Genomic DNA, 22,376 nt, shown 5'->3' on the forward strand with positions numbered 1-22,376 from the left:
TTCGGGGCCGGGTTCTGGGCTGGGCTTGCGGTTGGTTCGCTGGCTCAGCTCGCTGCGGCCGCCTGCTGCTCCCGCTCAGCCTCGCTGCGCTCCACGCAGAACGCGTTCCCCTCGGGGTCCTCGCACCACACCCAGCCCGCGCCGTCGGCCTTGCGGTGGTCCTCGACGACCTTCGCCCCGAGGGCGAGCACGCGCGCCAGTTCCTCGTCCCGCGTGGTCTGCGGCATCAGGTCGAAGTGCATGCGGCTCTTTGCCGACTTGCGCTCCGGGACCTCGATCAGCAGCAGGTTCGGCAGGCCCTCGGGGCCCTCCAGGAGTACCTCGCCGTCGCCGGGGGCGCATTCGGGATCCATCGGCCAGCCGAGCACCGCCTCCCAGAACTTGCCGAGAGTGTAAGGGTCGTTCGCGTCCAAGGTGATGTTGCGTATCACGGTCATGGGCGCCACTTTTGCGGCACCGGCGCCTCGGGCGCAAATCAGTTGAGTCGCGGTCCGGTGCCGCCGGCCACCGCCGTATACTGGACCGGCGGCGAGTCGGTGAGGCGATCGCGGCGGCGGGATTCCCGGCGTCGAGGAAAGTCCGGACTCCATAGGACAGGGTGGTTGGCAACACCAACCCGGGGTGACCCGCGGGACAGTGCCACAGAGAACAGACCGCCCGTCCGCCCGGCGTCAGTCGGGCAGGCAGGTAAGGGTGAAACGGTGAGGTAAGAGCTCACCAGCGCCCGGGGTGACCCGGGCGGCTTGGTAAACCCCACCCGGAGCAAGGTCAAGAGGAACGCGGGAAACCGCGCTCTGCGCAGGTGTCTGAGGACGGTCCGTCCGAGCCTGCGGGTAGACCGCACGAGACGCGCGGCGACGCGCGTCCTAGATGGATGGTCGCCACTGCGCTTCGGCGCAGGACAGAATCCGGCTTATGGCCGACTCGCCGCATAACCTGTGTAAACGGCCAGATCCTGGCTCGGCGGCTTTGAAGCAGCCGCGGGAGGCGGATGCTGGCTGGCGGGGTGTGACTCCCGGCTTTCGTTGCCAGTTCCCAGCGCCAGTTCGCGGCAAGCTTCCCCGGCGCGTTCCCAAATACGCCGAGGCAGCGCATCGTGGAGATGTGCATAAGCTTCGCACGGTACTGCGGTTGTCTGTTGGCTTGCCCATCTTTTGGCTGGCGTACACGCTGTCGAGTTCCGGCTTTTTCGGCGCCCAGCGAGGGACGCCCACCATGCGCACCCGCATACTGCTCGGCATGTTGGCGTTGGCCGTTCCAGCGTCGTTCGTGGCAGCTTGGCTGGCTTTCTGCGCCTCAGGGCTGAGGTCGTCTGGCGTGGCGGGTGTGCTGTGCAGTGTGGTGGGCAGCGGGATCGTTGCGTATCTGACCTCGGTTGGCGGCCGGTTGCTTGTCTTCACACAGGACCCGAGAAGCAGGTAGGCGCCGGCCGGAGCGGCTCGGGCCGCTGAACGTGGCCTTGGCCCGGCCTGTGCGACGGCCGGGCCAAGGTTGTTCACGGGGTGGTTCGTTCTCTGTCGATCAGCCGGCCGGCCGGTCGGCTAGGCGGCCTGCGGGCTTGTGCTGTGCTGTGCTGTGCCGTGGTGCGCGGGGTCAGCCGGCGCCCTGGCCGCAGGCCGCCGGCGGCGGGCCGGGGACGGTCAGGGTGGCGTTGGTGATGGTCTCGCCGCTGCCCTGGTTGGTCGCGGTCGCGGTCATGACCTGGTCGGTCCCGCCCTGGTCGGGCGTGTTGCTCATGGCGGTGATGCCGGCCGTGGTGGACGTCAGCACCTTGTCGAAGAACACCAGGCCGTTGTCGGCCAGCTGGACGTGCCACACCTGGCCGGCGGCCTGGGTGTTGATCTGGAACTCCTCGCCGACCACGACGCCGGGCTTGGCGCCGTCGTCGTCGTACTTGGACTTCAGGGTCCAGCCGGTGCCGTGCGAGCCGGAGCCCGAGGCGTTGTGGGTCGGGCCGCAGGGACGGCCGCCGCCGCCGCCACCGCCGCCTCCGCCGCTGGCGTAGGCGCTCGGGCCGGCGAGTATGGCGGCAGCGATGGTGGCCGTACCCACGACTGCTCCGATTCCCAGTTTGCGAACACGCATCTGAATCTCCTCTTTGAGCGACAGAAAAGCTCTGTCGCAGAGAGATACGCGCACGGGTTACGGAGCCGTACGGGCTGTACGGGGTTGTTCGGACTTCTGGAAGTCACACCGGCTCGGCCGTGACCATGAATGTGGAAGATCTGATACGGACGGGGATCCAGTGATGAACAAGACCGTGAAAGCTCCGCCGGCGACGACGGATGTGATGACCGGCGGCGGAGCCGTCGCGGCGACGATGCGGACCCGGGTGGCCGAGGCCGTGAAGTGGCTCGCCGACGACGTCGTGTTCAACTACCCGACGGCGGCCGAGGGTCCGTCGGAGTACCTCTGGGCCGACGACGCCGCCGTCACCAGGATCGCGATCAACGCCTACAGCTATCGCGTCCCGTATGCGAAGTCTGTCTCGACCCGGCCGTGGGCCGAGCCGCCCGTCTGATCCGCCCCCAAGACCTTCCCGTGGCGTGCGGTGGGCCACCCCCCTGGTCCATCGACGTGAACACGCCACGGGAAGCCCCTTCCCGGCCCGGCCGGTCACGCCTCGGCCCCCGGCACCACCAGGCCTGATTCGTAGGCGGCCACCACGGCCTGGGTGCGATCGCGCAGGCCCAGCTTGGTCAGGATCCTGCTGACGTGCGTCTTGACGGTCTCGTCGGTGACCACCAGCGTGGCCGCGATCTCCGGGTTCGACAGGCCGCGGGCGACCAGGAGCAGGACCTCGGTCTCGCGCGGGGTGAGCGTGGCCAGCCGGGGGTTCGGTGCCGGGCGCGGGCCGCCGGGCCCGGTGGTGGCGTGGGAGCCGGGGCCGGGGCCGGCTCCGGCGCCGCCGCCGGGCCCGGCCGCCCCGCGCGGCGTTCCCGGTGTTCCCGGCGTTCCCGATCCCGGCCGCAGCCGGGTGAACTCGCTGATCAGCCGCCGGGTGACGCCCGGGGCCAGCAGCGCCTCGCCGGCCGCCACCACCCGCACCGCCTCGAACAGGCGCTCGGCGGTGGCGTCCTTGAGCAGGAACCCGCTGGCCCCCGCCGACAGCGCGTCGTAGACATACTGGTCCAGGTCGAACGTGGTGAGGATGAGGATCCGGGGCCCGCCGCCGGGACGCGGCGCCGCCTCGGCGACCACCCGGCGGGTGGCCTCGATCCCGTCGGTGACCGGCATCCGGACGTCCATCAGCACCACGTCCGGCGCCACCTCCCGGCACAGCCGCACCGTCTCCTCGCCGTCCGCCGCCGTGCCCACGACGACGAAGTCCGGCTGCGTGGCCAGCAGCGCGGCGAAACCGGTGCGCACCACGAGGTGGTCGTCGGCGATCACCACCCGGATCGGCGCCGCCGCCCCGGCCTCCGGAGCCGCGGATTCGGTGCTCATGCCGGACTCCGCTCCGCGAACGGCGTCTCCGGATCGACCGGGAGCCAGGCCTGGACCAGGAATCCGCCGGTGGAGCACGGCCCGGCCTGGAGCCGCCCGCCGACCGAGGCGGCCCGCTCCCGCATCCCGGACACCCCGTGCCCGCTCGCCGCGGCCTCGGACCCGGCGTCCCGGACGTCGAACCCGGTGCCGGAGTCGATGATCCGCAGCCGCAGCGACTCCGCCGAGAACCGCAGCTCCACGTCGACCGGCGCGCCCCGGGCATGCCGCCGGGCGTTGGTCAGCGCCTCCTGCGCGATCCGGTACGCCGCCAGCTCCACCCCCGGGTCCAGCGCCGTCGGGGTGCCGGAGACGATCAGCCGGGTCGCGGTCCCGGCGGTGCGGCGCGCGTCGTCCACCAAGGTCAGCAGCTGCTGGAGCCCGGGCTGCGGACGCCGCTCGGCGCCCTGGTCGGCCGGACCCACGTCCTCCTTCAGCACACCGAGCAGACGCCGCATCTCGGTCAGCCCGGCGCGCGCGGTGTCGCCGATGGCCAGCAGCCGCTCGGCGCCCAGCGGCGGCAGCCCCGGGGTGGCCAGCCGCGCGGTCTCGGCCTGCACCGCGATCATCGAGATGTGGTGCGCCACCACGTCGTGCAGCTCTCGGGCGATCCGGGCCCGCTCGCCGCGCGCCGTGTGCTCGACCAGCGAGCGCGCCACCGCCTCGCGGGCCGCGTGGTGGACCCGGGCCTGCGTGCGGGCCCGGGCCGCGGCCCCGCCGAACAACGCCGCCGGGACCAGCGCGCCCAGAGCGATGGCGAGGAATCCGGAATAGGAGCCCCGGGTCGAGGTCAGGGCGATGATCGGGAACGGGATCATCGGCCCGATCAGGGCGAGCCGGGAGAGCCGGGCGAGCCGGCCGGCCCCGGCCGGGTCGGCGGCCCAGCCCAGCCGGTACAGCGCCGTCAGCAGGGCCAGCACCCCGGCCCCGGTCACCCAGTCGCTCGTGGTCAGGGACAGCACGGCGGCCGTGCCCGTCGCGGCCGCGGCGCCCCACGGGCCGAGGAAGCCCGGCGGCACGGTCGAGCACAGCGCCAGGAACAGGGCGATGGCCACCGTGCCGGAGGTGCTGGCGCCATTGCTGACCTGCACCGCTGTCCGGATCAGCGCCTCGACCGCGGACGCGGCGGTGAGCACGGCCACCGGCCAGGCCGGGAGGTGCGGGGCCGAGGCGAACCGGTCCAGGCGTTCGGACCACAGGTGTTCGCGCGACGCGTCGGTGGAGGTCCGGTCCGTGGGGGGATCGTCCATGGGCTGATGGTCCGTGGGCTGATGGTCCATGGGGGGCCGATCCGCGAGCGGGCCTTGGGTGCGCGGCGGTTCGGAGCCGACGGACGCGGTCGAAGCGGTGCCGGGTTCGCCGAGGGCCCGGTCGGCGGCGCTGCTCTGGTTGGCGCTGCTCTGGTCGGCGCTGCTGCGGGCGGCGCCGCTCCGGTCGGTACCGGTCGGCGTCGCGGATCGGTACCGGCTGGCGCCGCGGTCCTGGAGCACTCCTTCATTCTGGTCGGCGCCGCGTCCTGGCACCTCCCCCATATTGGGGATCGGTCTCCCCCGAGCGGGGGACGTGCGAGATTGCTCCCTGGCGGGACGATACGAGTGCCCACCCGAACCTAGCCTTCAGGACCATGACCTCCATGACCGCACCACCCCCGCCGACCGCGATCGCGGTCCAGGGGCTGCGCAAACGCTACGGCGCCACCGCGGCCCTCGACGGCATGACCTTCGACGTCGCCGCCGGCACGGTGACCGGGTTCGTCGGCCCGAACGGCGCCGGCAAGTCCACGACCATGCGCGTCATCCTCGGCCTGGACACCCCGGACGAGGGCCGGGCGCTGATCGGCGGCGTGCCCTACGCCCGGCTGCGCCGTCCGCTCGGCCACGTCGGCGCGCTGCTGGACGCCGCCGCGCTCCAGCCCGGCCGCAGCGCCCGCAACCACTTGCTGTGGCTGGCGCACTCCCAGGGGCTGGGCGCCAAGCGGGTGGACGAGGTGGTCGAGCAGTCCGGGCTGGGCGCGGTGATCGGCCGCAAGGCCGGCGGCTACTCGCTCGGCATGCGGCAGCGGCTCGGCATCGCCGCGGCGATGCTCGGCGACCCGCCGGCGCTGCTGCTCGACGAGCCGTTCAACGGCCTGGACCCGGAGGGCATCGTCTGGATCCGCGGCTACCTGCGGACGCTGGCCGCCGAGGGCCGCGCGGTGCTGGTCTCCAGCCATCTGATGGGCGAGCTGGAGGGCTGCGCCGACCACCTGGTGGTGGTCGGCCGCGGCACGGTGATCGCCGACACCCCGGTGGCCGAGCTGATCGCCCGCTCCTCCGGCGGCCGGGTGGTGCTGCGCACCACGGCCCGGGCCGAGGCCGCCACCGCGCTGGCCGGCCTGGGCGGCACCGTCGGGGTCACCGGCCCCGACACCCTCACCGTCGACGGGCTCGGCACCGAGGAGGTGGTCCGCGCGCTGAACACCGGCGGCGTGCCGTTCTCCGAGATCTCGGCGCACCGCGCCTCCCTGGAGGAGGCCTACATGGACCTGACCCGCGACGCGGTCGAGTTCCGCGCCGCCCCGGCCCCGGAGGCGGTGTGATGGCCGACGTCCTGACCCGCCCGGCGGCCGCCCCGTCCCGCGACGGCTTCGGCCACCTGGTGCACGCCGAGTGGACCAAGCTGCGCACCGTTCGCGGCTGGATGATCGGGCTGCTTGCGGCCGTCTTCCTGACCGTCGGCATCGGCATGCTCGGCCCGGCCGGCAGCCAGAGCCGGTGCGACAACGTCGACGGCGCGCGCGGCGGCGCCGCCCACGCCACCGGCACCTGCGCCGCCTCGACGCCGCCGAAGCGCGCCGACGGCCGGGAGGTGGTCGACGAGGAGGCCTTCGTGCACCGCACCCTGTCCGGCGACGGCAGCATCACCGCGCGGCTGACCGCCTTCACCGGCCGCTACGACCCGACCGGCGGCGGCCCGGCCACCGGCGGCGGGACCACCGGCCTGGCCGACGGCCTGCAACCGTGGTCCAAGGCCGGGGTGCTGGTCAAGGACGGCACCGCCGCCGGCTCCACCTACGCCGCGGTGCTGGCCACCGGCGACCACGGAGTGCGGATGCAGTACGACTACACCGGCGACCTCGCCGGCCGGCTCGGCCCGGTCTCCGCGGCCGCCCCGCGCTGGCTGCGCCTGACCCGGGCCGGCGACACCCTCACCGGCTACGAGTCCGCCGACGGGACCACCTGGACCCGGATCGGCAGCGCCACCCTGCGGCACCTGCCGCACGACGTCGAGGTCGGGGTGTTCGCCACCTCGCCGGAGTTCTCGGTGATCCGGAACAGCTTCGGCGGCAGCGCCACCAACACCGGCCCGACCGTGGCCACCGGCGCCTTCGACCACATCGCCGTCGCCGGGCAGAGCACTGCCGCCGGGTCGGGGGCCGACGGCTGGACCGTCCCGCGGACCGGCACCGCCGACTCCGGCCCGGGCGGCGCCAACGGCCCGCTGGGCCAGGTCGGCGCGTCGGCCACCGGCGCCGACGCGTTCACCGTCACCGGCAGCGGCGACATCGCCCCGGCCAATCCCGACGAGGGCGCCGGGAAGTCCCTGGAGAGCGCCCTGGCCGGGACCTTCGCGGGCCTGATCGCGGTGATCGTGGTGGCGGCGCTGACCATGACCTCGGAGTACCGGCGGGGCCTGATCCGCACCTCGCTGGCCGCCAGCCCGCGCCGGGGCCGGCTGCTCGCCGCCAAGGCCGTGGTCCTGGGCTCCGCCGCGTTCGTCGCCGGCCTGGTCGCGGCCGCGGCGGCGATCCCGGTGGTCACCGCCCTCGAACACAGCAAGGGGCTCTACGTCTTCCACGCCTCGACCGAGGCCGTGATCCGGCTCGTGGTCGGCACCGCGGCCCTGATGGCGGTGGCCGCCGTGCTGGCGCTGGCGGTGGGGACCATCCTCCGGCGCGGCGCCGCCGCGGTGGCGGCGGTGATCGTGATCATCGTCCTGCCCTACATCCTCGCCGTCGCCTCGGTCCTGCCCGGCACCGCCGCCGACTGGCTCACCCGCCTCACCCCGGCCGCCGCGTTCGCGGTGCAGCAGACCATCACCGCCTGGCCGCAGGTGAAGGCCGTCCACACGCCCGCCAGCGGCTACTACCCGCTCTCGCCCTGGCTGGGCCTCGCGGTCCTGGCGCTCTACGCCGCCGTCGCCTACGCCCTGGCCCACCGACTGCTCGCGCGGAGGGACGCGTGACCGCCTTCCGTGACGCACTGCACGCCGAGTGGACCAAGCTCCGCACGGTCGCCGGCACCGCGTGGCTGCTGCTCGCCGCCGTGGTGCTGACGGCCGGGCTGAGCGCGGTCTCGGCCGCCGCGGTGAGCTGCGACGGTCCGCAGTGCGGGGAGGACCCGGCGAAGGTCGGCCTGCTCGGGGTCACCGTCGGGCAGGCGCTGGTGGCCGTCCTGGCGGTGCTCGCGGTGGGGGAGGAGTACGGCACCGGAATGATCCGGGTGACCTTCGCCGCGATGCCGCGCCGGGAACTGGTGCTGGGCGCCAAGGCCGTGGTCGTCGCCGGGCTGACCGCCGCCGCGGGGGTGCTGGCGGTGCTCGGGTCGGTCGTGTGCGCCCTGGTGCTGCTGCCGGGGAACGGATTCACGGCCGCGAACGGATACGGTCCGCATCTGATCACCGCGGCGACCGCGCGCGCCGCCTTCGGCTCCGTGCTCTACCTGGTGCTGGTGGCGCTGCTCGCGATGGGGGTGACGGCCCTGGTCCGCGACTCGGCGATCGCCGTCGGAGCGGTGCTCGGACTGCTGTACCTGTTCCCGATCGTCGCGGCGGTGATCTCCGACCCGGACTGGCACCGGCACGCGCAGCAGATGTCCCCGATGCAGGCCGGGCTGACGGTGCAGGCGACGGTCGACGTCGCGGGGCAGCCGTTGTCGCCCTGGCAGGGCGTGGGGGTGCTGGCGCTGTGGGCCTTCGGGGCGCTGGGAGTCGGAGGGGTGGTGATGCGGCTCCGGGATGTGTGAGGGGGTCGGGCAGCGGGCGGACGGTGCGCTCAGCCCTCAGGACCGGCCCTCGTCGCGCAGCGTCGCTCGCGCCCGCATCAAGGCCTCGCCCAGCAGGTTCAGCCCCCGCCATTGGGAGGGGTCCTGGCAGCGTTCATCGTTCGCGGCCAGGCCGATGCCCCAGATCCGGTCGCGGGGGCTGGCCTCCACCAGGATGCGGTCCTTGGTGCCGAGGAGGAACGCGAGCAGGTCCGGGTTCTGGCGGAACTTCAGCACGTTCCCGGCGGTGACGATGTCCAGGCGGTTCGCGACCCAGGTCGCCTCGTCGAAGCCACGTACCGCGGAGCCCAGGGCCTTCGCCTGTGCCGGGCTGGTCGCCTCGATGATCTGGGCGGCGGCTTCGGGGTCGGTGAACAGCCGCGCCTTGCCCCACATCATGTAGTGCTCGGCGCTCTGGAACCGCACGCCGTCGGCTTCGAACGGCGACGGGTACCACTGGCTCAGGCACTCGTGGCCGATGGTTTCCGGCTGCGTCGGAGTGTGACCCCAGAAGAACAAGTACTTGGTCGCCATGGCGGAAGTCTTCCGCAAGTCTCCGACACGAGCCACGGGATTTGATATTGACTGGGCTCTATGACCGCAGACCACGAATACGCACCCAGCCCGCGTGACTATGTGCGGGAGACCGTCGAGTTGTACGAGAGCTCGGACGGTGCCCAGGGCAACACCATGATGGGTAAGCCGATCATCATTCTGTCGACGGTCGGCAACAAGTCGGGCAAGGTCCGTAAGACGCCGCTGATGCGGGTCGAGCACGACGGTTCGTACGCCGTCGTCGCGTCCATGGGCGGCGCGCCGAAGAACCCCGTCTGGTACTACAACATCGTCGCCAACGCCGATGTCGAGTTGCAGGACGGCGCCGAGAAGCGGGCTTATGTCGCGCATGAGGCCACTGGGGAGGAGAAGGAGCAGTGGTGGGCGCGGGCCGTGGAGGTGTGGCCGGACTATGACAACTACCAGACCAAGACCGACCGGATCATTCCGCTGTTCGTGCTGACGCCGCGCTGAGGCGTCGCGGCCGGCGGCGGTCGGCGGGCGGATCGGGGCGGGGATCTCGGCAGGTAGGCTGGGGTGGTGGAGATGGTGCACGACAACGCGGTGGACACAGGTGCCGATGCCGGCGCGATAGCGGTCGGTGCGGACGGACCGTTTGACCGGTCAGTCCGGGCGGCTCGGTCGGCTCGGCCGATCGATCCGGCCGTGGCGGAGGCGCTCGGTGCGGAGGCGGACGTGGCGTTGGCCACGGAGACAGTTCTTGGCGCTGAAGCATTCGAGGACGCCGACGCCGACGCCGACGCCGAACCTGTTGGCGACAACGACAACGACAACGACAGCGACAGCGATCCCGAGTCCGACCCCGAATCCCGCCACGCCCGCCACGGCTTGATACGCACCTTCCACCCCCGCCGCGGCCGCGCCAGTACCACCCAGGCCGACGCGCTGACCAGGCTCTGGCCGGTCTACGGTTACACCATCGCCGACCCCCACCACACGTACCACACCCCCGAGGTCGCCCCCGACGGTCCCTTCGACCCCGAGCGCCTCTTCGGCCGCCCGGCGCCGCTGGTCCTGGAGATCGGCTGCGGCATGGGGGAGGCCACCGCCGCGATGGCGGCCGCCGATCCGGGGCGGAACTACCTCGGTGTCGACGTCCACACCCCGGGCCTGGGCAACCTGATCGCGCTGGCCGAGGCCCGAGGTCTGAGCAATGTCCGGGTGGCGCGCGGCGACGTGCTGTTCCTGCTGCGGGACGGCATCGCGCCCGGTTCGCTGGCCGCTGTGCATGTCTTCTTCCCGGATCCGTGGCCCAAGGCCAAGCACCACAAGCGCCGCATCATCCAGCCGGACACCGTCGCCCTGATCCGCGACCGGCTGGCGCCCGGCGGGGTCCTGCACTGTGCCACCGACTGGGCCGAGTACGCGGAGCAGATGCTCGAAGTCCTCAGCGCCGATCCGGGACTTCGCAACCGCTTTGAGCCCAGCACCGCGCCCGGCACCGCGCCCGCCGCGACCAACACCCCCGAGCCCGCCACCACAGCCACCACACCCCCCGCCCTCCCCGCCTACGCCCCCCGCGATGCCGTCGGCCGCCCCGTCACCGGCTACGAGCGCCGCGGGATCCGTGACGGCCGCCCCATCGCCGACCTGGTGTTCGAGAGAATCGGCGACTAATTCCCGCCCCGCGGGGAGAAGATCGACCAGCGAGCGGATCAGGACCCGAATACCCCTTCCGGTCTGTGTCCCCGCCGCTACATTGAGTGTGTGCAGATCGCTTCCAGGACTCCGGTAGACGCTGAGATAGCCCGCCTGGCCGGCCTGATGCTGGCCCGCACCGACGAGCTCACCGACCTGGTGCTGACGCGGGTCGCCGAGGAGTTCCCGCTCTACATCGGGATGATCGACCCGAACGCGCTCCACGCCACCATCAAGGACCACATCCACTTCGCCTTCGAACCGATCACCCGCTACATGCCCCCCGACTCCCGTCCGGCGGCGACCTCGGGCCGCGAGCGCGCGATGGAGGGCATCCCGCTGACCGTCATCATGGACGGCTACCGGATCGCGTTCGGCGTGCTGTGGAAGCAGTTGGCGGAGGCTGCCGACGTCATGGGCCTGTCCAGCAAAGCGGCCTTGCGCGCCGCCTCGGAAGTGATGGAGACACTCGACGCGTTCACCCGGGAGAGTGCCGCCGCCTACAAGGAGGAGCTGCGCTATCAGGCCCGGCGTGAGGAGCAGCAGCGTGCCGCGCTCGTGCAGGCGCTGATCGAGGGCCGCCTGGACGACACGAACGTCTGGGAAGCCGCCGAGCTGTTACGCCTGCCCACCATGGGCCCCTACGTGGTCATCGCCGCGCGTGTCCCGACGGCCGGCGAGTACGGCCTGCCGCACATCGAGCGCGAGCTCGGCGGCATGGGCATCGACTCGGCGTGGCGGCTGATGCACGACGTCGAGATCGGTGTGGCCTCGCTGCCGCGCCCCGGCGACCAGTTCGAGAAGATGGTCGCCGCGCTCGCGGTCGAGGGCACCGGCCGGGTCGGCGTCAGCCCGCCCTACGACCACCTCTTGTCCACCTCGCAGGCCATGCGCCTGGCCCGGATCGCGATGCGCGGCGCGCAGGAACGCCGCACCGTCGTGGTGTTCGGCCGCGATCCGCTCTCGGCGGCCGCGGCGAGCGCGCCGGACATCATGCCGCAGGTCGCCTACAGCGTCCTGGGCGGACTCGACGGCCTCCCCGGGGACGATCGCACGCTGCTGCTCACCACCTTCGGCGCCTGGCTGGACTCCGACGGCTCCGCCGCCGAGGCCGCGAAGCTGCTGTTCGTGCATCCGAACACGGTGCGGTATCGCCTGCGCCGCCTGGAGGAGCGCACCGGCCGCCTGCTGGCGAACCCGCGCTCGGTGGCGGAGCTCAGCCTGGCCTACGAGATCGACTGCGCACTCGCCGCCGGGGTGTCGTCAAGCAGCTGAAAAGCCCGTGGCGCGCTCAGCAAATCTGGCTACTGTCACCGCATGGAGACGACAGAACCCGCGCGGTCCGAGCGGCCGCTGCCCGAGCGCGTCGCGGCCGCCCATCGCCAAGCCGAGGAATCCGGTTTCACCTGGAGCTGCATTCCCGAGGTCGGCCGCCTGCTGACCTTGGCCACAGCCGCCAAGCCGGCGGGGATCATCGCCGAGTCCGGGACCGGCGTCGGGGTCGGCACCGCGTGGTTGCAGGCCGGTCTCGGCGCGGAGGCCCGCCTGCTCACCGTGGACCACGACCCGGAGGTCGCCGCCCGCGCCGCCGCCCTGTTCGCCGACGACTCCCGCGTCGAGTTCCTGGTCGGCGACTGGCGGCTGCTGGAGGAGCACGCGCCCTTCGACGTCTTCTTCTGCGACGGCGGCGGCAAGCGCGAGGACCCGCAGCGGGTGGTCGAGCTGCTCGCCCCGGGCGGCCTGCTGATCATGGACGACTTCACGCCGTCGCTGCACTGGCCGCCGCTGCACGAGGGCGGCGTCGACGAGCTGCGGCTGTTCTACCTCGGCCATCCCCAGCTGTCGGCGACCGAGGTCATGACCACGCCGGGCAGCTCCGCGATCATCGCCACCCGGCTCCCCTGAGCCCCTGAACTCCAGAACCCCCGAACCCTGAACTCCAGAACCCCCGAACCCTGAACTCCAGAACCCCCGAACTCCAGAACCTGAACTTCAGAACCCCCGAACTCCAGAACCTGAACTTCAGAACCCCCGAACCCCGCGTGACGGGAGGCTGCGGGCGGCCGGTGAGGGCACTACCGGGCCGCCCGCTCCCGTCACCCCTCCAGGAACGCCATAAGTTCACGATTGAACTCGGCGGCGCGGGTGACGATCAATCCGTGCGGCGCACCTGGCAGCCGCACCAGCCGGCAGTCCGAGACCGCCTCGGCGATCCGGGCGCCGGTGGCCTCCACCGGCAGCACGGCGTCGGCCTCGCCGTGCACGACCAGCGTCGGCACCGTGATGGCCCGCAGGTCGTTGCGAAAGTCGGTGGTCGCGGCCTGGCCCAGGGTCTGCATCACGCCGCGGTGGCTGGCCGAGGCGGCCAGCATGATCATCCGGGTGTGCAGGGGCTGCGGCGTGACCGGGCGGGCCGCCGGCGCGCCGGCGATCTGGAAGAACCTGGTGGTGAACCGGTGCAGAAAGCTGACCCGGTCGTCGGTCAGGCAGCGCTGGTACTCGCGCAGCCGGCCGTCCTCCAGGAACCCCTCGGGGTGGGCGTCGGTGCGGCGCAGGTAGGGCCCGGCGGCGGAGACCAGGACCAGCTGCGACACCCGCTGGTTGCCGAACCGGCTCAGATAGCGCACCGCCTCGCAGGCCCCGGTGGAGAAGCCGACCAGGGTGGCCTCGCGCAGATCCAGGTGCTCCAGCAGCATATGCAGGTCGGCGGCCAGCGTGTCGGCGTCGTAGCCGCCGCGCGGTTTCGCCGAGGCTCCGAAGCCGCGTTGGTCGAAGGTCACCACGCGGTGGCCGGCCGCCAGCAGCTCCGGCACCTGGAACTCCCACTGACCCAGCGACAGCGGCCAGCCGTGGACCAGCACCACCGGCCGTCCGGAGCCCCGGTCCTCGTAGTGGATGTCCACGGGAAGGTGGTTCTCCTTGTCGACCGTCACCCGCGCCATGTCCGCACCTTTTCCAGGACCGCCGGGGCGGGTACTTCCCGCCCACACTTGAAAATGGTCGCGGAAAGTGGCGCCTGGGTCACTGTTCTGATGCACACGGCTGGCGCCTCGCCGTTGTGGCCCGGGATAACGAGCCGGGGCGTGCGGCGGCGTGCGACCCGGCGCGCGGACCGGCGCGTGACTCGGCCGCGACCCCCGCGCGACCCGGCACGCCCGGGGGTGCGACTGTCGGCGCCGGGCCGTAGCCTGCGTCTATGGGTTCTGCTGAAGCGCACGTCGAGGCCGCCGGCCGGAGCGTGCGGATCTCCTCGCCGGACAAGCTGCTGTTCCCCGAGGCCGGGGTCTCCAAACTTGATCTCGCCACCTACTACGCCGATGTCGCCGACGCGGTCCTGCGCGGCCTGCGCGACCGGCCGGTGGCGCTGAACCGGTTCCCGGACGGGCTCGGCGGCGGCAAGTCGTTCTACACCAAGGCCGCGCCGAAGGGCCTGCCGGACTGGGCGTCCACGGCCCGCGTCACCTTCCCCAGCGGCCGCACCGGCGACGAGGTCTGCGTCACCGAGGCGGCCACCGTGGTCTGGACGGTGCAGATGGGCGCGCTGGAGCTGCACCCCTGGCCGGTGCGCGCCGCCGACACCGACCACCCCGACGAGCTGCGCATCGACCTGGACCCGCAGCCCGGCACCGACTTCGCCGAGGCGGTCGCCGTCGCCCGCGAAGCCCACGCGCTGTTCGAGGAGCTGGGCATCCGGCCCTTCGTGAAGACCTCCGGCGGCCGCGGCCTGCACCTGCTGGTGCGCATCGAGCCGCGCTGGACGTTCGTCGAGGCCCGCCGCGCCGTCATCGCGTTCGCCCGGGAGCTGGAGCGCCGTCGCCCGGAGCAGATCACCACTTCCTGGTGGAAGGAGGAGCGCGGCGAGCGGATCTTCATCGACTTCAACCAGATGGCCCGGGACCGGATGACCGTCGCCGCCTACTCCACGCGGGCCCGCCCCGAGGCGATCGTGTCGATGCCGGTCCTGTGGTCCGACCTCGGCGACGTCGAGCCCGGCGACTTCACCGTGAAGACCGTGCCCGCGCTCGTGGCCAAGAACGGGGACGCCAACGCGGAGATCGACGACGTCGCCCACAGCCTCGACGCGCTGCTGGAGATGGCCGACCGCGACGAGAAGGACCACGGCCTCGGCGACCTGCCCTATCCGCCGGACTTCCCGAAGATGCCCGGCGAGCCCAAGCGGGTCCAGCCCTCCAAGGCCCGCCACGACGACGACGGCGACTCCGCCGGGTCCGCCGGGTCCGCCGAAGCCGCCGATTCCACCCACCAGGGGAGCAAGAGCTGATGGACCTCCCGGTCATGCCGCCGGTGGAGCCGATGCTGGCCAAGTCCGCCGCGAAGGTCCCGGTCGGGGACTTCCTGTACGAACCCAAGTGGGACGGCTACCGCTGCGTGGTCTTCCGCGACGGCGACGAGGTCGTCCTGGGCAGCCGCGGCGGCAAGGACCTGGACCGCTACTTCCCGGAGCTGGTCGAGTCGCTCAAGCAGGCGCTGCCCGAACGCTGCGTCGTCGACGGCGAGATCGTCGTGGTGCTGGACGGTCGCCTGGACTTCGACCGCCTCAGCGACCGTATCCACCCGGCCGCCTCCCGGGTCCAGCTGCTGTCCGGGCAGACCCCCGCCTCCTTCATCGGCTTCGACCTGCTCGCGCTCGGCGACCGGGACCTGACCGGGGAGCCGTTCACCGCACGCCGCGCGGCGCTGCTGGAGGCGGTGCGCGAGCACGACCACGTGCACGTCACCCGCGCCACCGACGACGACATGCAGGCCGGCACCTGGTTCGAGCGCTTCGAGGGCGCGGGCCTCGACGGCGTCGTCGCCAAGCCGGCGCAGGGCCCGTACACCCCCGGCGAGCGCACGATGGTCAAGGTCAAGCACGAGCGCACGGCCGACGTGGTCGTGGCCGGCTACCGCCTGCACAAGACCGGGCCGATCGTCGGCTCCCTGATGCTCGGCCTCTACGGCGACGACGGCGTCCTGAACTACGTCGGCGGCTCCAGCGCCTTCACCACGGCCCGCCGCAAGGAGCTGATCGACGAGCTCCAGCCCCACCTGCTTCCCGAGGGCGAGGCGCATCCGTGGGTCGACGCCGCCGAGGGCGACGACGCGCACCGGCGGCCCGGCACGCTGCACCGCTGGAACGCCGGCAAGGACGTCTCGTTCGTGCCGCTGCGGCCCGAGCTGGTCTGCGAGGTCCGCTACGACCAGCTCCAGGGCGACCGGTTCCGGCACAACGGGCGGTTCGTGCGGTGGCGCCCGGACCGGGAGCCGGAGTCGTGCCGGTACGACCAGTTGGACGTTCCGGCGGACTACGACCTGAAGGACGTCTTCGGGTAGGCCGCCGGCGCGGCGCGGGCGGTGATGAGCAGCCGCGCGGACCCCCTCAGGCCGCGCGGATGCTCGCTGTTGCCGCTGTTGCCGCTGTCGCCGCTGTCCGGTTCGACGCCCCTGCCCGGGGACTCCCCCACTCGGAGGCCGTCCCTACGCCGACGCCTTGTCCTGCCCCGCCCTCACGCGTCGAGGAAGTCGTCGATCACCGTCACCAACGCCGGCGACACGAAGATGGTGTAGTGCGTCGTGTTCGGCAGCACCGCCAGCCGGTGCGCGCCTGGCCGGCCGCTCCCGTCCCAGCCGCCGTCCTGTTGACCGCCGCCGAGCAGCGCCCAGAAGTCGCTGATGTGCTGCATGCTGTAGGTGTCGGCGTCGGCGAACACCAGCTGGACGGGCACCTTGAGGTCGCGGATCTCCTCCGAGTAGTCGTAGGGGACCTTCATCAGCTCGCCCATCTTGCCGATCAGCGTCCCGAAGTCCTCCGGACGCGGCGCCGTCCGCTCGTACAGCTCCCACATCGGCGTCTGCTTCATGAACTGCGCCGCCTCCGGCGACATCTGCTCCTGCTGCTTCAGGATCCCGTCGTAGAAACCCTCCCGGCGGAACGGGATCGACGCCACCACCAGCTTGCGCACCAGGTCCGGGTGCTGGATCGCCAACCGCAGCGCCACGCCGCCGCCGAAGGAGTAGCCCGCCACGTCCACCGGGCCCACGCCCAGGTGCCGGACCAGCGCCGCCACGTCGTCGGCACAGGTCTCCAGGCGGATCGGCCGGTCGACGTCCGCGGTGTGCGAGTGGCCCTGGAGGTCGACCACGATCACCCGGCGGCCCGCCGACAGCGCCGGCAGGATCGGCGCGAACATGTCGCCGCCGCCCAGTCCGCCGTGCAGCAGCACCAGCGCCGGCCGCTCGGCCGTGACCGGGGCGTCACCGTGCTCCTCGAAGTACAGGTTCAGGCCGTTGACCTCGGCGTAGCTCATAGTCCTCATCCTTTCAACGGGGGCGGTCTGTCAACCAGTCAGACGATCCGGCCGGGCTGAACTCATCGCCGCCCCGCGAGAAAACTTCTCAGCCCGCGCGGCACCGGCGATACCTTGATCGGCATGGAACTGCGCCAGCTGGAGTACTTCGTCGCGGTCGCCGAGGAACTGCACTTCGGCCGCGCCGCCGAACGGCTGCACATCGGCCAGCCCGCCGTCAGCCAGCAACTGCGCCGGCTGGAGCGCGAACTCGGCGCCGAGCTGTTCGACCGCTCGCCCCGCCACGTGCGCCTGACCCCGGCCGGGCAGGCGCTGCTGCCGCAGGCCCGCGACGTACTGACCGCCGTGGCCCGGGCCCGCACCGCGGTGAGCACCGCGGCCGGCGCCAAGAACCTGCCGCTGCGCATCGGCACCAGCTCCGGCCTGGGGGAGCGGCTGGAACTGGTCCTGGACGAACTGCTGCGGCTGGCCCCCGACCTCGCCGTCGAACTGGTCACCTCCGGCCCCACCTCCGAACGCCTGGACCGGGTCGCCGACGGCTCCCTGGACGCCGCCTTCGTCCGCGGCGCCGTGCCCGACGAGGGCCGCGGGCTGCGCGTCGTGCCGCTGTGGCCGGACGAGCTGGTCGCCGCGGTCCCGGCCCGGCACCCGATCGTCCAGAACCGCTACGCCACCTTCGCTGCCCTGGCCCCGCTCGGACTGCGCCTGACCACCCGCCGCAACAACCCGCCCCTGGTCGACCTGGTCGTCGGCGCCTTCCACGCGGCCGGCCACGAACCGAGATCCTCCAGCCCCTACACCAACCTCGGCGACACCCTGGCCGCGATCGGCACCGACGGCGCCAGCTACACCGTCATGTACGCCGCGCACGCCGCGCAGATCAACAACCGCCGCGTCGCCTTCCTGCCCTTCGAACCGCCGGGCCTGAGCCTGCTGACCCAGCTCGTGGTGCGCCGCTCCGCCCCCACCCCGTACTTCAGCCTCCTGATGCAGGCCTGCGATCACGATTCGTGATCGCAACCAGTCCGGAGCCCGTCTGGTTCGGCGCCGCCGTCCGCGATGGAATCGATCTCGCAAGGGGAACGGAGAACCGGGCCCCGCCGGCCGGTCCACCCGGCCGGTCCGTCGCAGCCGCAGCCGCAGCCGCACACCAGGAGGCCGAGATGCCGAACATCACCATCCAGCAGATGCCTAAGACCGTCGAGCAGAAGCGCGAGCTCGTCGCCCGCATCACCGACGCCATGGTCGACGTCTACAAGGCCCCGGCCGAGACCGTCCACGTGTGGTTCCAGGAAGCGACCACCGAGGACTACGCCGTCGCCGGCCAGCTCGTCGCCGACAAGCTCGCCCAGAAATAGCCACCCTCCGCGAGATCGCCGCTCGGCAGCCGCCCCATCGACGCTCGCCGGACGCGCCGCGCCGGCCGTGCTAGAAACGGCCGTATGCGGATCTACATCAGTGCGGACATGGAGGGGATCACCGGGCTCGTGGACGCCGACGACGTCCAGCCCGGCGGCCGCGACTACGAGCGCGGACGGCGCGCGATGACCGAGGACGTCAACGCCGCCGTCCGCGGCGCCCGCCGCGCCGGCGCCACCGAGATCGTGGTGAACGACGCCCACGGCCCGATGCGCAACCTCACCGCCGACACCCTCGCCCCGGACGTCCGCCTGATCCGCGGCAAGCCCAAGACCATGGGCATGGTCGAGGGCCTCACCCAAGACTTCGACGCCCTGCTCTGCGTCGGCTACCACTCCCGCGCCGGAGTCCACGGCGTCCTGAGCCACAGCTTCATGGGCCACGAGATCGAGGACATGTGGCTCGACGACCGCCCCGCCGGCGAGATCGGCCTGGTCCACGCCTCCGCCGCCGCCCTCGGCGTTCCGCTCGCCGTGCTCACCGGCGACGACGCCGCCTGCGCCGAGGCCACCGCCTGGGACCCGGACATCGCCACCACCCCGGTGAAATACGTCCGCAGCCGCTTCGCCGCCGACCTCCGGCCGGACACGGAGGCGCGCGCCGCGATCGAGGAGACGGTGGCGACGGCGCTCGCGACCCCGCGCACTGGGCCCGAGCCCTCCGCCGCGACCGCGACGCTGACTGTGCGCTGGCAGTCCTCGGCCGTCGCCGAGACGTTGCTGGGCATCCCGGGCGTCACGGCGGTCGATCCCCGGACGGTCCGCGCCACGGCCACCCCGCCGGACCTGTTCCGGCAGTTCGGGGTGTGGATGCGGGTCGCGACCGCGTTGACGAACCAGGCTCCTTATTGCTGACCGGCGCCGGTCCGGTCGTGCGGGCGGGGCTTGGGACTCCCACCATAACTGGCATGCCGGCCCGGTTCGGGCAAGCCGCCGACGCGGTTCTGATGCCTTCGTGCCTGGCAAGACCGCACCGGTGGCGGGCTCAGCCTTGAGCGGCCTTCAGGTGTGCGGCCTGGACCTCGGCGGCGTGGGTGACCACCTGCTGGGCCTTTGCGGGGTCGTCCGTGGTGCTTCCGGTGTAGGTGATCATCACTACGTCCGCACCGACCTGGACCGCATCGGTGATGATCATCGTGGAGTAGGTGCTGTCGGCCGACGATGAGGTGTAGACGACGTGGCCGGCAGGGGCACCAGTGTTGGCGGTCACCATGGTCGCGCTGTCGTTGTCGGTGACGACGAAGGACTTACAGTCTTTGAGACCTGAAGTCAGGTCGGCCACCATTGCTGCGGCTTTGGCCTTGGACGGCATCACGGCCACCTCGTCCAGAAGCATGTTGCTGCCGCTGGGTTGTAGGAACGTTCGGGTAACACGGTCGGTTGTGCCGTACTTCCCGAACATCGTGGAGTCTGCGTCGAGGAACTGCTGGCAGGCACTGCCGCCGGATTTCAACGAGGTCGTCGTGTAGGGAGTACCCGTCTGGTCCGACTCGGCGTTGAAACTCCATTCCGGCTCGTCCTTGGCGGTCAGCAGCTGGGCGTTGACTTGATCGGCGGTCAAGGCGGGTTTTTTCGAGCTACTGCCGCAGGCCGCAGTACCGGCCAGCACGACTGTGGCGACCGCTATTAAGGACACGTACTTGACTTCAAGGCGCATTATGGTTTCCCTGGGGCATGGCAAGTGAACGCAGAAGTGTCGGGCTCATCGTGCAGACCTGAACCGTGTTGATGATAGATACCAGGTATGGCCGCTGCCCGTCGAGTATTCGGTGAAGTAGACCTGGCCGGTAGGTCATTGCCTAGGATTTCTGGCAAAAGTGGCTTTCTTACAGCAGAACCCCGAGCCCCAGTCCGACGATCACCACGCCGACAAGCACGAACACCCCGCTGATCAGGAGGCCGCCTCTGCCTCGGCCCCTGCTCCGTCCGAACTTGACGACAAAAACGCAGCCGATCAGGACCGCCAGGATTCCCCAAACGGCCAAGAAGACTTTGACGCCCATAGCTCCCCCGTAGGTCCGTCCCGGCTGTCGTGATCGGGCTGTGGAAGGGTACTGCGATCGCCGCGCCGACGGGAGCGGATCACGGTTCGATAACACCTCGCAGGCCCTGGTTAAGCGCATGTGCTATGTCACACATGATGTCTGGCGTAGCATCGTGTCGACGATGACCCGGTGGGCGAAGACAGGAGTCTGATATGCGGGACCTGAGGAGACGGCTGGCCGCGCTCGCGGCCCTGGCCGTGGGCGCGTCGCTGATCGGCGTGCTGCCGGCGGCCGCGGCGCGGGGGGAGGGGGACGGCGCCGCGGCCGACGTGTACCACGACAGCGGCCAGGGGGTGTTGGACTGGGCGTCCTGCGGCGACACCACGACGCTTGCCCTGCAATGCGCGATGCTGGAAGTGCCGCTGGACTACGCGCACCCGCAGGGCCGGAAGATCAAGATCAAGGTGGACCGGCTCCCGGCCACCGCTCCCAAAGAGAAGCAGCAGGGTCCGATCCTGCTGAACCCCGGTGGCCCCGGTGACAGCGGCCTGTGGATGCCGGCCTCCATCGCCGGCCAGATCCCGCCCGACGTCGCCGCCGAGTACGACTGGATCGGCTTCGATCCGCGCGGTACCAACGGCAGCGACCCGCACGTCGTCTGCGACGCGCACTACTTCGACGCCGAGCGTCCCGACTACCAGCTGGGGCAGGGCACCGCGCAGGCGTGGCTGGACAAGGCCGCCAAGTACTCGGCGGACTGCGCCGCCGGCTGGAGCTGGATCCTGCCCCACATGACGACCGTCGACAGTGCGCGCGACCTGGACAGCATCCGCCGGGCGCTGGGCACCAAGAAGATCAGCTTCTACGGCGGTTCATGGGGCACGTCCCTCGGCTCGACCTACGGCCAGCTGTTCCCCTCCCACGTGCGGCGCATGGTCCTGGACAGCATCGTTGGCCCCACGATCTCCTGGTACGACCACAACATCCTCCAGGACAAGGAGCACCAGCGGCGTTTCCAGGCCTTCGCCGAATGGACCGCCAAGGCCGACGGCGTCTACCACCTCGGCACCGACGCGGCCGCGGTCGTCAAGGACTACAACACGGTCGACGCCGCCCTTCGCACCGCTCCGGTCTCCGCCGCCCCGGCGCCCGGAGACATCGGCCCGGCCGAGTTCGAGGACACCTTCTACGGCGGCGGCTACAACTTCCTCCGCTGGCCCCGCATGGCCACCGTGCTCTCGGCGTACCTCGTGAACCACGACACCAGGCCGCTGAACATCGCCTATAACCGTTACGCCGCACCGGGTCCGGACGACGGCGCATTCCCGAATTACAACGCGGTCCAGTGCAGCGAGAATGCTTGGCCCCGTGACTGGGAATACTGGAAACAGGATCAGGCGGCGGTGAACGCTGTCGCGCCGTTCTACACCTACAACAACATGTGGTACAACGCCGCCTGCATGTTCTGGCCCTACCAGGGCAGTACCGCCGGACGGCTTCCGATCACCGGAAAGGGGCTGCCCCCGGTTCTGCTGTTCCAGGCCACCGAGGACGCCGCGACGCCCTACGAGGGCGGTCTCGCGATGCACAAGGCACTGCCGGGCTCGAAACTGGTGGTGCAGAACGGCGGTAGTTTCCACGAGATCCTGTTCCACGGCGACGCTTGTCTGGACGACACATTCGTCGCCTACCTGCGGGACGGCTCGCTTCCCACCGGGAAGGGCTTGATCGCGAAGACCTGTGCGCCGGAGGCCGATCCGGCGCCGGTGTACGTCACGCCGACCCCCGCGGTCGCGGCGAGGGCGGCCACCGGCACCACGGCCCCGTCCGGCGCGTTGTCGCCCGCCGACCCCGAGTTCGTGCGTGGGGCTGACGGCGCCCGGTCCTGACACCCGGGCCGCCGTTCCCGGGTCCTGGTGCGACAGGGCCCTGATGGAAGGGTGT

22 protein-coding genes and 1 other RNA gene are annotated in these 22,376 nt (G+C 71.5%); 15 read left to right on the forward strand and 8 right to left on the reverse strand.

Annotated elements, in window-relative coordinates; genetic code table 11:
* Nucleotides 1-44: 44 nt before the first annotated feature.
* Nucleotides 45-437 (reverse strand): VOC family protein, encoded by a 393-nt coding sequence (locus ABD481_RS32665; protein ID WP_344669682.1) that lies wholly within the window; start codon nucleotides 435-437, stop codon nucleotides 45-47.
* Nucleotides 438-529: 92 nt separating this feature from the next.
* On the opposite strand from ABD481_RS32665, the gene rnpB reads away from it, so the two are divergent.
* Nucleotides 530-931, forward strand: an RNA gene (gene rnpB, locus ABD481_RS32670) — RNase P RNA component class A.
* Nucleotides 932-1,593: 662 nt separating this feature from the next.
* Here rnpB and ABD481_RS32675 read toward each other — a convergent pair.
* Nucleotides 1,594-2,085, reverse strand: a complete 492-nt coding sequence (locus ABD481_RS32675; RefSeq protein ID WP_344669683.1) for a hypothetical protein — start codon at nucleotides 2,083-2,085, stop codon at nucleotides 1,594-1,596.
* Nucleotides 2,086-2,248: 163 nt separating this feature from the next.
* Here ABD481_RS32675 and ABD481_RS32680 point away from each other — a divergent pair, with 163 nt between their 5' ends.
* Nucleotides 2,249-2,521 (forward strand): hypothetical protein, encoded by a 273-nt coding sequence (locus ABD481_RS32680; RefSeq protein WP_344669684.1) that lies wholly within the window; start codon nucleotides 2,249-2,251, stop codon nucleotides 2,519-2,521.
* A gap of 95 nt (nucleotides 2,522-2,616) precedes the next feature.
* Here ABD481_RS32680 and ABD481_RS32685 read toward each other — a convergent pair whose 3' ends face one another.
* Nucleotides 2,617-3,447: a response regulator gene (locus ABD481_RS32685; protein WP_344669685.1), complete on the reverse strand. Its 831-nt coding sequence runs from the start codon at nucleotides 3,445-3,447 to the stop codon at nucleotides 2,617-2,619.
* Nucleotides 3,444-4,976 carry a sensor histidine kinase gene (locus ABD481_RS32690; RefSeq protein WP_344669686.1) on the reverse strand — a complete coding sequence of 511 codons (1,533 nt, stop codon included), beginning with the start codon at nucleotides 4,974-4,976 and terminating at the stop codon, nucleotides 3,444-3,446. The genes ABD481_RS32685 and ABD481_RS32690 overlap by 4 nt, the downstream gene beginning before the upstream one ends.
* Before the next feature lie 134 nt (nucleotides 4,977-5,110).
* Here ABD481_RS32690 and ABD481_RS32695 point away from each other — a divergent pair, with 134 nt between their 5' ends.
* From ABD481_RS32695 to ABD481_RS32705, 3 genes are read left to right on the forward strand one after another with little or no spacing between them, the layout of a single operon-like run.
* On the forward strand, nucleotides 5,111-6,064 hold the full coding sequence (locus tag ABD481_RS32695) for an ABC transporter ATP-binding protein (RefSeq protein WP_344669687.1): 954 nt from the start codon (nucleotides 5,111-5,113) through the stop codon (nucleotides 6,062-6,064).
* The gene (locus ABD481_RS32700) at nucleotides 6,064-7,710 is read left to right on the forward strand and encodes a DUF1349 domain-containing protein (protein ID WP_344669688.1); all 1,647 of its coding nucleotides are present in this window, start codon (nucleotides 6,064-6,066) and stop codon (nucleotides 7,708-7,710) included. Before ABD481_RS32695 ends, ABD481_RS32700 begins: the two co-directional genes overlap by 1 nt.
* Nucleotides 7,707-8,489, forward strand: a complete 783-nt coding sequence (locus ABD481_RS32705; protein ID WP_344669689.1) for an ABC transporter permease — start codon at nucleotides 7,707-7,709, stop codon at nucleotides 8,487-8,489. The genes ABD481_RS32700 and ABD481_RS32705 overlap by 4 nt, the downstream gene beginning before the upstream one ends.
* 36 nt (nucleotides 8,490-8,525) lie before the next feature.
* Here ABD481_RS32705 and ybiA read toward each other — a convergent pair whose 3' ends face one another.
* Nucleotides 8,526-9,041, reverse strand: a complete 516-nt coding sequence (gene ybiA, locus ABD481_RS32710; RefSeq protein ID WP_344669690.1) for a riboflavin biosynthesis intermediates N-glycosidase — start codon at nucleotides 9,039-9,041, stop codon at nucleotides 8,526-8,528.
* A gap of 60 nt (nucleotides 9,042-9,101) precedes the next feature.
* On the opposite strand from ybiA, the gene ABD481_RS32715 reads away from it, so the two are divergent.
* The 4 genes from ABD481_RS32715 to ABD481_RS32730 all read left to right on the forward strand — a co-directional run bounded on the left by ABD481_RS32715 (nucleotide 9,102) and on the right by ABD481_RS32730 (nucleotide 12,626).
* Nucleotides 9,102-9,536, forward strand: a complete 435-nt coding sequence (locus ABD481_RS32715) for a nitroreductase family deazaflavin-dependent oxidoreductase (RefSeq protein WP_344669691.1) — start codon at nucleotides 9,102-9,104, stop codon at nucleotides 9,534-9,536.
* 375 nt (nucleotides 9,537-9,911) lie between these two features.
* Nucleotides 9,912-10,700 (forward strand): tRNA (guanosine(46)-N7)-methyltransferase TrmB, encoded by a 789-nt coding sequence (trmB, locus tag ABD481_RS32720; RefSeq protein WP_344669748.1) that lies wholly within the window; start codon nucleotides 9,912-9,914, stop codon nucleotides 10,698-10,700.
* Between the two features lie 90 nt (nucleotides 10,701-10,790).
* Nucleotides 10,791-11,996: a helix-turn-helix domain-containing protein gene (locus ABD481_RS32725; RefSeq protein WP_344669692.1), complete on the forward strand. Its 1,206-nt coding sequence runs from the start codon at nucleotides 10,791-10,793 to the stop codon at nucleotides 11,994-11,996.
* A gap of 42 nt (nucleotides 11,997-12,038) precedes the next feature.
* Entirely contained in the window at nucleotides 12,039-12,626 is a 588-nt protein-coding gene (locus ABD481_RS32730) for an O-methyltransferase (protein ID WP_344669693.1), read from the forward strand.
* A gap of 191 nt (nucleotides 12,627-12,817) precedes the next feature.
* On the opposite strand, the gene ABD481_RS32735 is transcribed toward ABD481_RS32730, so the two are convergent.
* Nucleotides 12,818-13,663 carry an alpha/beta fold hydrolase gene (locus tag ABD481_RS32735; protein ID WP_344669694.1) on the reverse strand — a complete coding sequence of 282 codons (846 nt, stop codon included), beginning with the start codon at nucleotides 13,661-13,663 and terminating at the stop codon, nucleotides 12,818-12,820.
* Nucleotides 13,664-13,917: 254 nt separating this feature from the next.
* Here ABD481_RS32735 and ligD point away from each other — a divergent pair, with 254 nt between their 5' ends.
* Together ligD and ABD481_RS32745 are read left to right on the forward strand one after the other, a co-directional pair.
* Nucleotides 13,918-15,003 carry a non-homologous end-joining DNA ligase gene (gene ligD / locus ABD481_RS32740; protein ID WP_344669695.1) on the forward strand — a complete coding sequence of 362 codons (1,086 nt, stop codon included), beginning with the start codon at nucleotides 13,918-13,920 and terminating at the stop codon, nucleotides 15,001-15,003.
* Nucleotides 15,003-16,055 (forward strand): ATP-dependent DNA ligase, encoded by a 1,053-nt coding sequence (locus tag ABD481_RS32745; protein WP_344669696.1) that lies wholly within the window; start codon nucleotides 15,003-15,005, stop codon nucleotides 16,053-16,055. Before ligD ends, ABD481_RS32745 begins: the two co-directional genes overlap by 1 nt.
* Nucleotides 16,056-16,228: 173 nt before the next feature.
* Here the strand turns inward: ABD481_RS32745 and ABD481_RS32750 are convergent, their stop codons facing one another.
* Complete coding sequence (locus ABD481_RS32750; RefSeq protein WP_344669697.1) at nucleotides 16,229-17,029, reverse strand: alpha/beta fold hydrolase; 801 nt, start codon at nucleotides 17,027-17,029, stop codon at nucleotides 16,229-16,231.
* A 123-nt stretch (nucleotides 17,030-17,152) separates the two neighbouring features.
* Here ABD481_RS32750 and ABD481_RS32755 point away from each other — a divergent pair, with 123 nt between their 5' ends.
* The 3 genes from ABD481_RS32755 (at nucleotide 17,153) to ABD481_RS32765 (ending at nucleotide 19,302) form a co-directional block, all read left to right on the forward strand.
* The gene (locus ABD481_RS32755; RefSeq protein WP_344669698.1) at nucleotides 17,153-18,043 is read left to right on the forward strand and encodes a LysR family transcriptional regulator; all 891 of its coding nucleotides are present in this window, start codon (nucleotides 17,153-17,155) and stop codon (nucleotides 18,041-18,043) included.
* Between the two features lie 149 nt (nucleotides 18,044-18,192).
* Entirely contained in the window at nucleotides 18,193-18,387 is a 195-nt protein-coding gene (gene dmpI / locus ABD481_RS32760; protein WP_344669699.1) for a 4-oxalocrotonate tautomerase DmpI, read from the forward strand.
* Nucleotides 18,388-18,471: 84 nt separating this feature from the next.
* Nucleotides 18,472-19,302 (forward strand): M55 family metallopeptidase, encoded by an 831-nt coding sequence (locus ABD481_RS32765; protein WP_344669700.1) that lies wholly within the window; start codon nucleotides 18,472-18,474, stop codon nucleotides 19,300-19,302.
* 130 nt (nucleotides 19,303-19,432) lie between these two features.
* Here the strand turns inward: ABD481_RS32765 and ABD481_RS32770 are convergent, their stop codons facing one another.
* Nucleotides 19,433-20,104, reverse strand: coding sequence for a hypothetical protein (locus tag ABD481_RS32770; RefSeq protein ID WP_344669701.1), 672 nt, complete (start codon nucleotides 20,102-20,104; stop codon nucleotides 19,433-19,435).
* Nucleotides 20,105-20,644: 540 nt separating this feature from the next.
* Here ABD481_RS32770 and ABD481_RS32775 point away from each other — a divergent pair.
* Nucleotides 20,645-22,321 (forward strand): alpha/beta hydrolase, encoded by a 1,677-nt coding sequence (locus ABD481_RS32775; RefSeq protein ID WP_344669702.1) that lies wholly within the window; start codon nucleotides 20,645-20,647, stop codon nucleotides 22,319-22,321.
* The last annotated feature ends 55 nt before the right edge of the window (nucleotides 22,322-22,376 follow it).

It is taken from the genome of Catenulispora yoronensis (assembly GCF_039531695.1).
In the GTDB taxonomy this organism is placed as follows: Bacteria; Actinomycetota; Actinomycetes; order Streptomycetales; family Catenulisporaceae; genus Catenulispora; species Catenulispora yoronensis.

What these genes read in the sequence shown, in the direction of transcription:
- ABD481_RS32695 (WP_344669687.1), top strand. Translation starts at nt 5,111, where the DNA reads ATGACCTCCATGACCGCACCACCCCCGCCGACCGCGATCGCGGTCCAG.
- ABD481_RS32665 (WP_344669682.1), bottom strand. Translation starts at nt 437, where the DNA reads ATGACCGTGATACGCAACATCACCTTGGACGCGAACGACCCTTACACT.
- ABD481_RS32735 (WP_344669694.1), bottom strand. Translation starts at nt 13,663, where the DNA reads ATGGCGCGGGTGACGGTCGACAAGGAGAACCACCTTCCCGTGGACATC.
- ABD481_RS32750 (WP_344669697.1), bottom strand. Translation starts at nt 17,029, where the DNA reads ATGAGCTACGCCGAGGTCAACGGCCTGAACCTGTACTTCGAGGAGCAC.
- ABD481_RS32685 (WP_344669685.1), bottom strand. Translation starts at nt 3,447, where the DNA reads ATGAGCACCGAATCCGCGGCTCCGGAGGCCGGGGCGGCGGCGCCGATC.
- dmpI (WP_344669699.1), top strand. Translation starts at nt 18,193, where the DNA reads ATGCCGAACATCACCATCCAGCAGATGCCTAAGACCGTCGAGCAGAAG.
- ligD (WP_344669695.1), top strand. Translation starts at nt 13,918, where the DNA reads ATGGGTTCTGCTGAAGCGCACGTCGAGGCCGCCGGCCGGAGCGTGCGG.
- ybiA (WP_344669690.1), bottom strand. Translation starts at nt 9,041, where the DNA reads ATGGCGACCAAGTACTTGTTCTTCTGGGGTCACACTCCGACGCAGCCG.
- ABD481_RS32745 (WP_344669696.1), top strand. Translation starts at nt 15,003, where the DNA reads ATGGACCTCCCGGTCATGCCGCCGGTGGAGCCGATGCTGGCCAAGTCC.
- ABD481_RS32730 (WP_344669693.1), top strand. Translation starts at nt 12,039, where the DNA reads ATGGAGACGACAGAACCCGCGCGGTCCGAGCGGCCGCTGCCCGAGCGC.
- ABD481_RS32675 (WP_344669683.1), bottom strand. Translation starts at nt 2,085, where the DNA reads ATGCGTGTTCGCAAACTGGGAATCGGAGCAGTCGTGGGTACGGCCACC.
- ABD481_RS32715 (WP_344669691.1), top strand. Translation starts at nt 9,102, where the DNA reads ATGACCGCAGACCACGAATACGCACCCAGCCCGCGTGACTATGTGCGG.
- ABD481_RS32680 (WP_344669684.1), top strand. Translation starts at nt 2,249, where the DNA reads ATGAACAAGACCGTGAAAGCTCCGCCGGCGACGACGGATGTGATGACC.
- ABD481_RS32770 (WP_344669701.1), bottom strand. Translation starts at nt 20,104, where the DNA reads ATGCGCCTTGAAGTCAAGTACGTGTCCTTAATAGCGGTCGCCACAGTC.
- ABD481_RS32775 (WP_344669702.1), top strand. Translation starts at nt 20,645, where the DNA reads ATGCGGGACCTGAGGAGACGGCTGGCCGCGCTCGCGGCCCTGGCCGTG.
- ABD481_RS32755 (WP_344669698.1), top strand. Translation starts at nt 17,153, where the DNA reads ATGGAACTGCGCCAGCTGGAGTACTTCGTCGCGGTCGCCGAGGAACTG.
- ABD481_RS32765 (WP_344669700.1), top strand. Translation starts at nt 18,472, where the DNA reads ATGCGGATCTACATCAGTGCGGACATGGAGGGGATCACCGGGCTCGTG.
- ABD481_RS32700 (WP_344669688.1), top strand. Translation starts at nt 6,064, where the DNA reads ATGGCCGACGTCCTGACCCGCCCGGCGGCCGCCCCGTCCCGCGACGGC.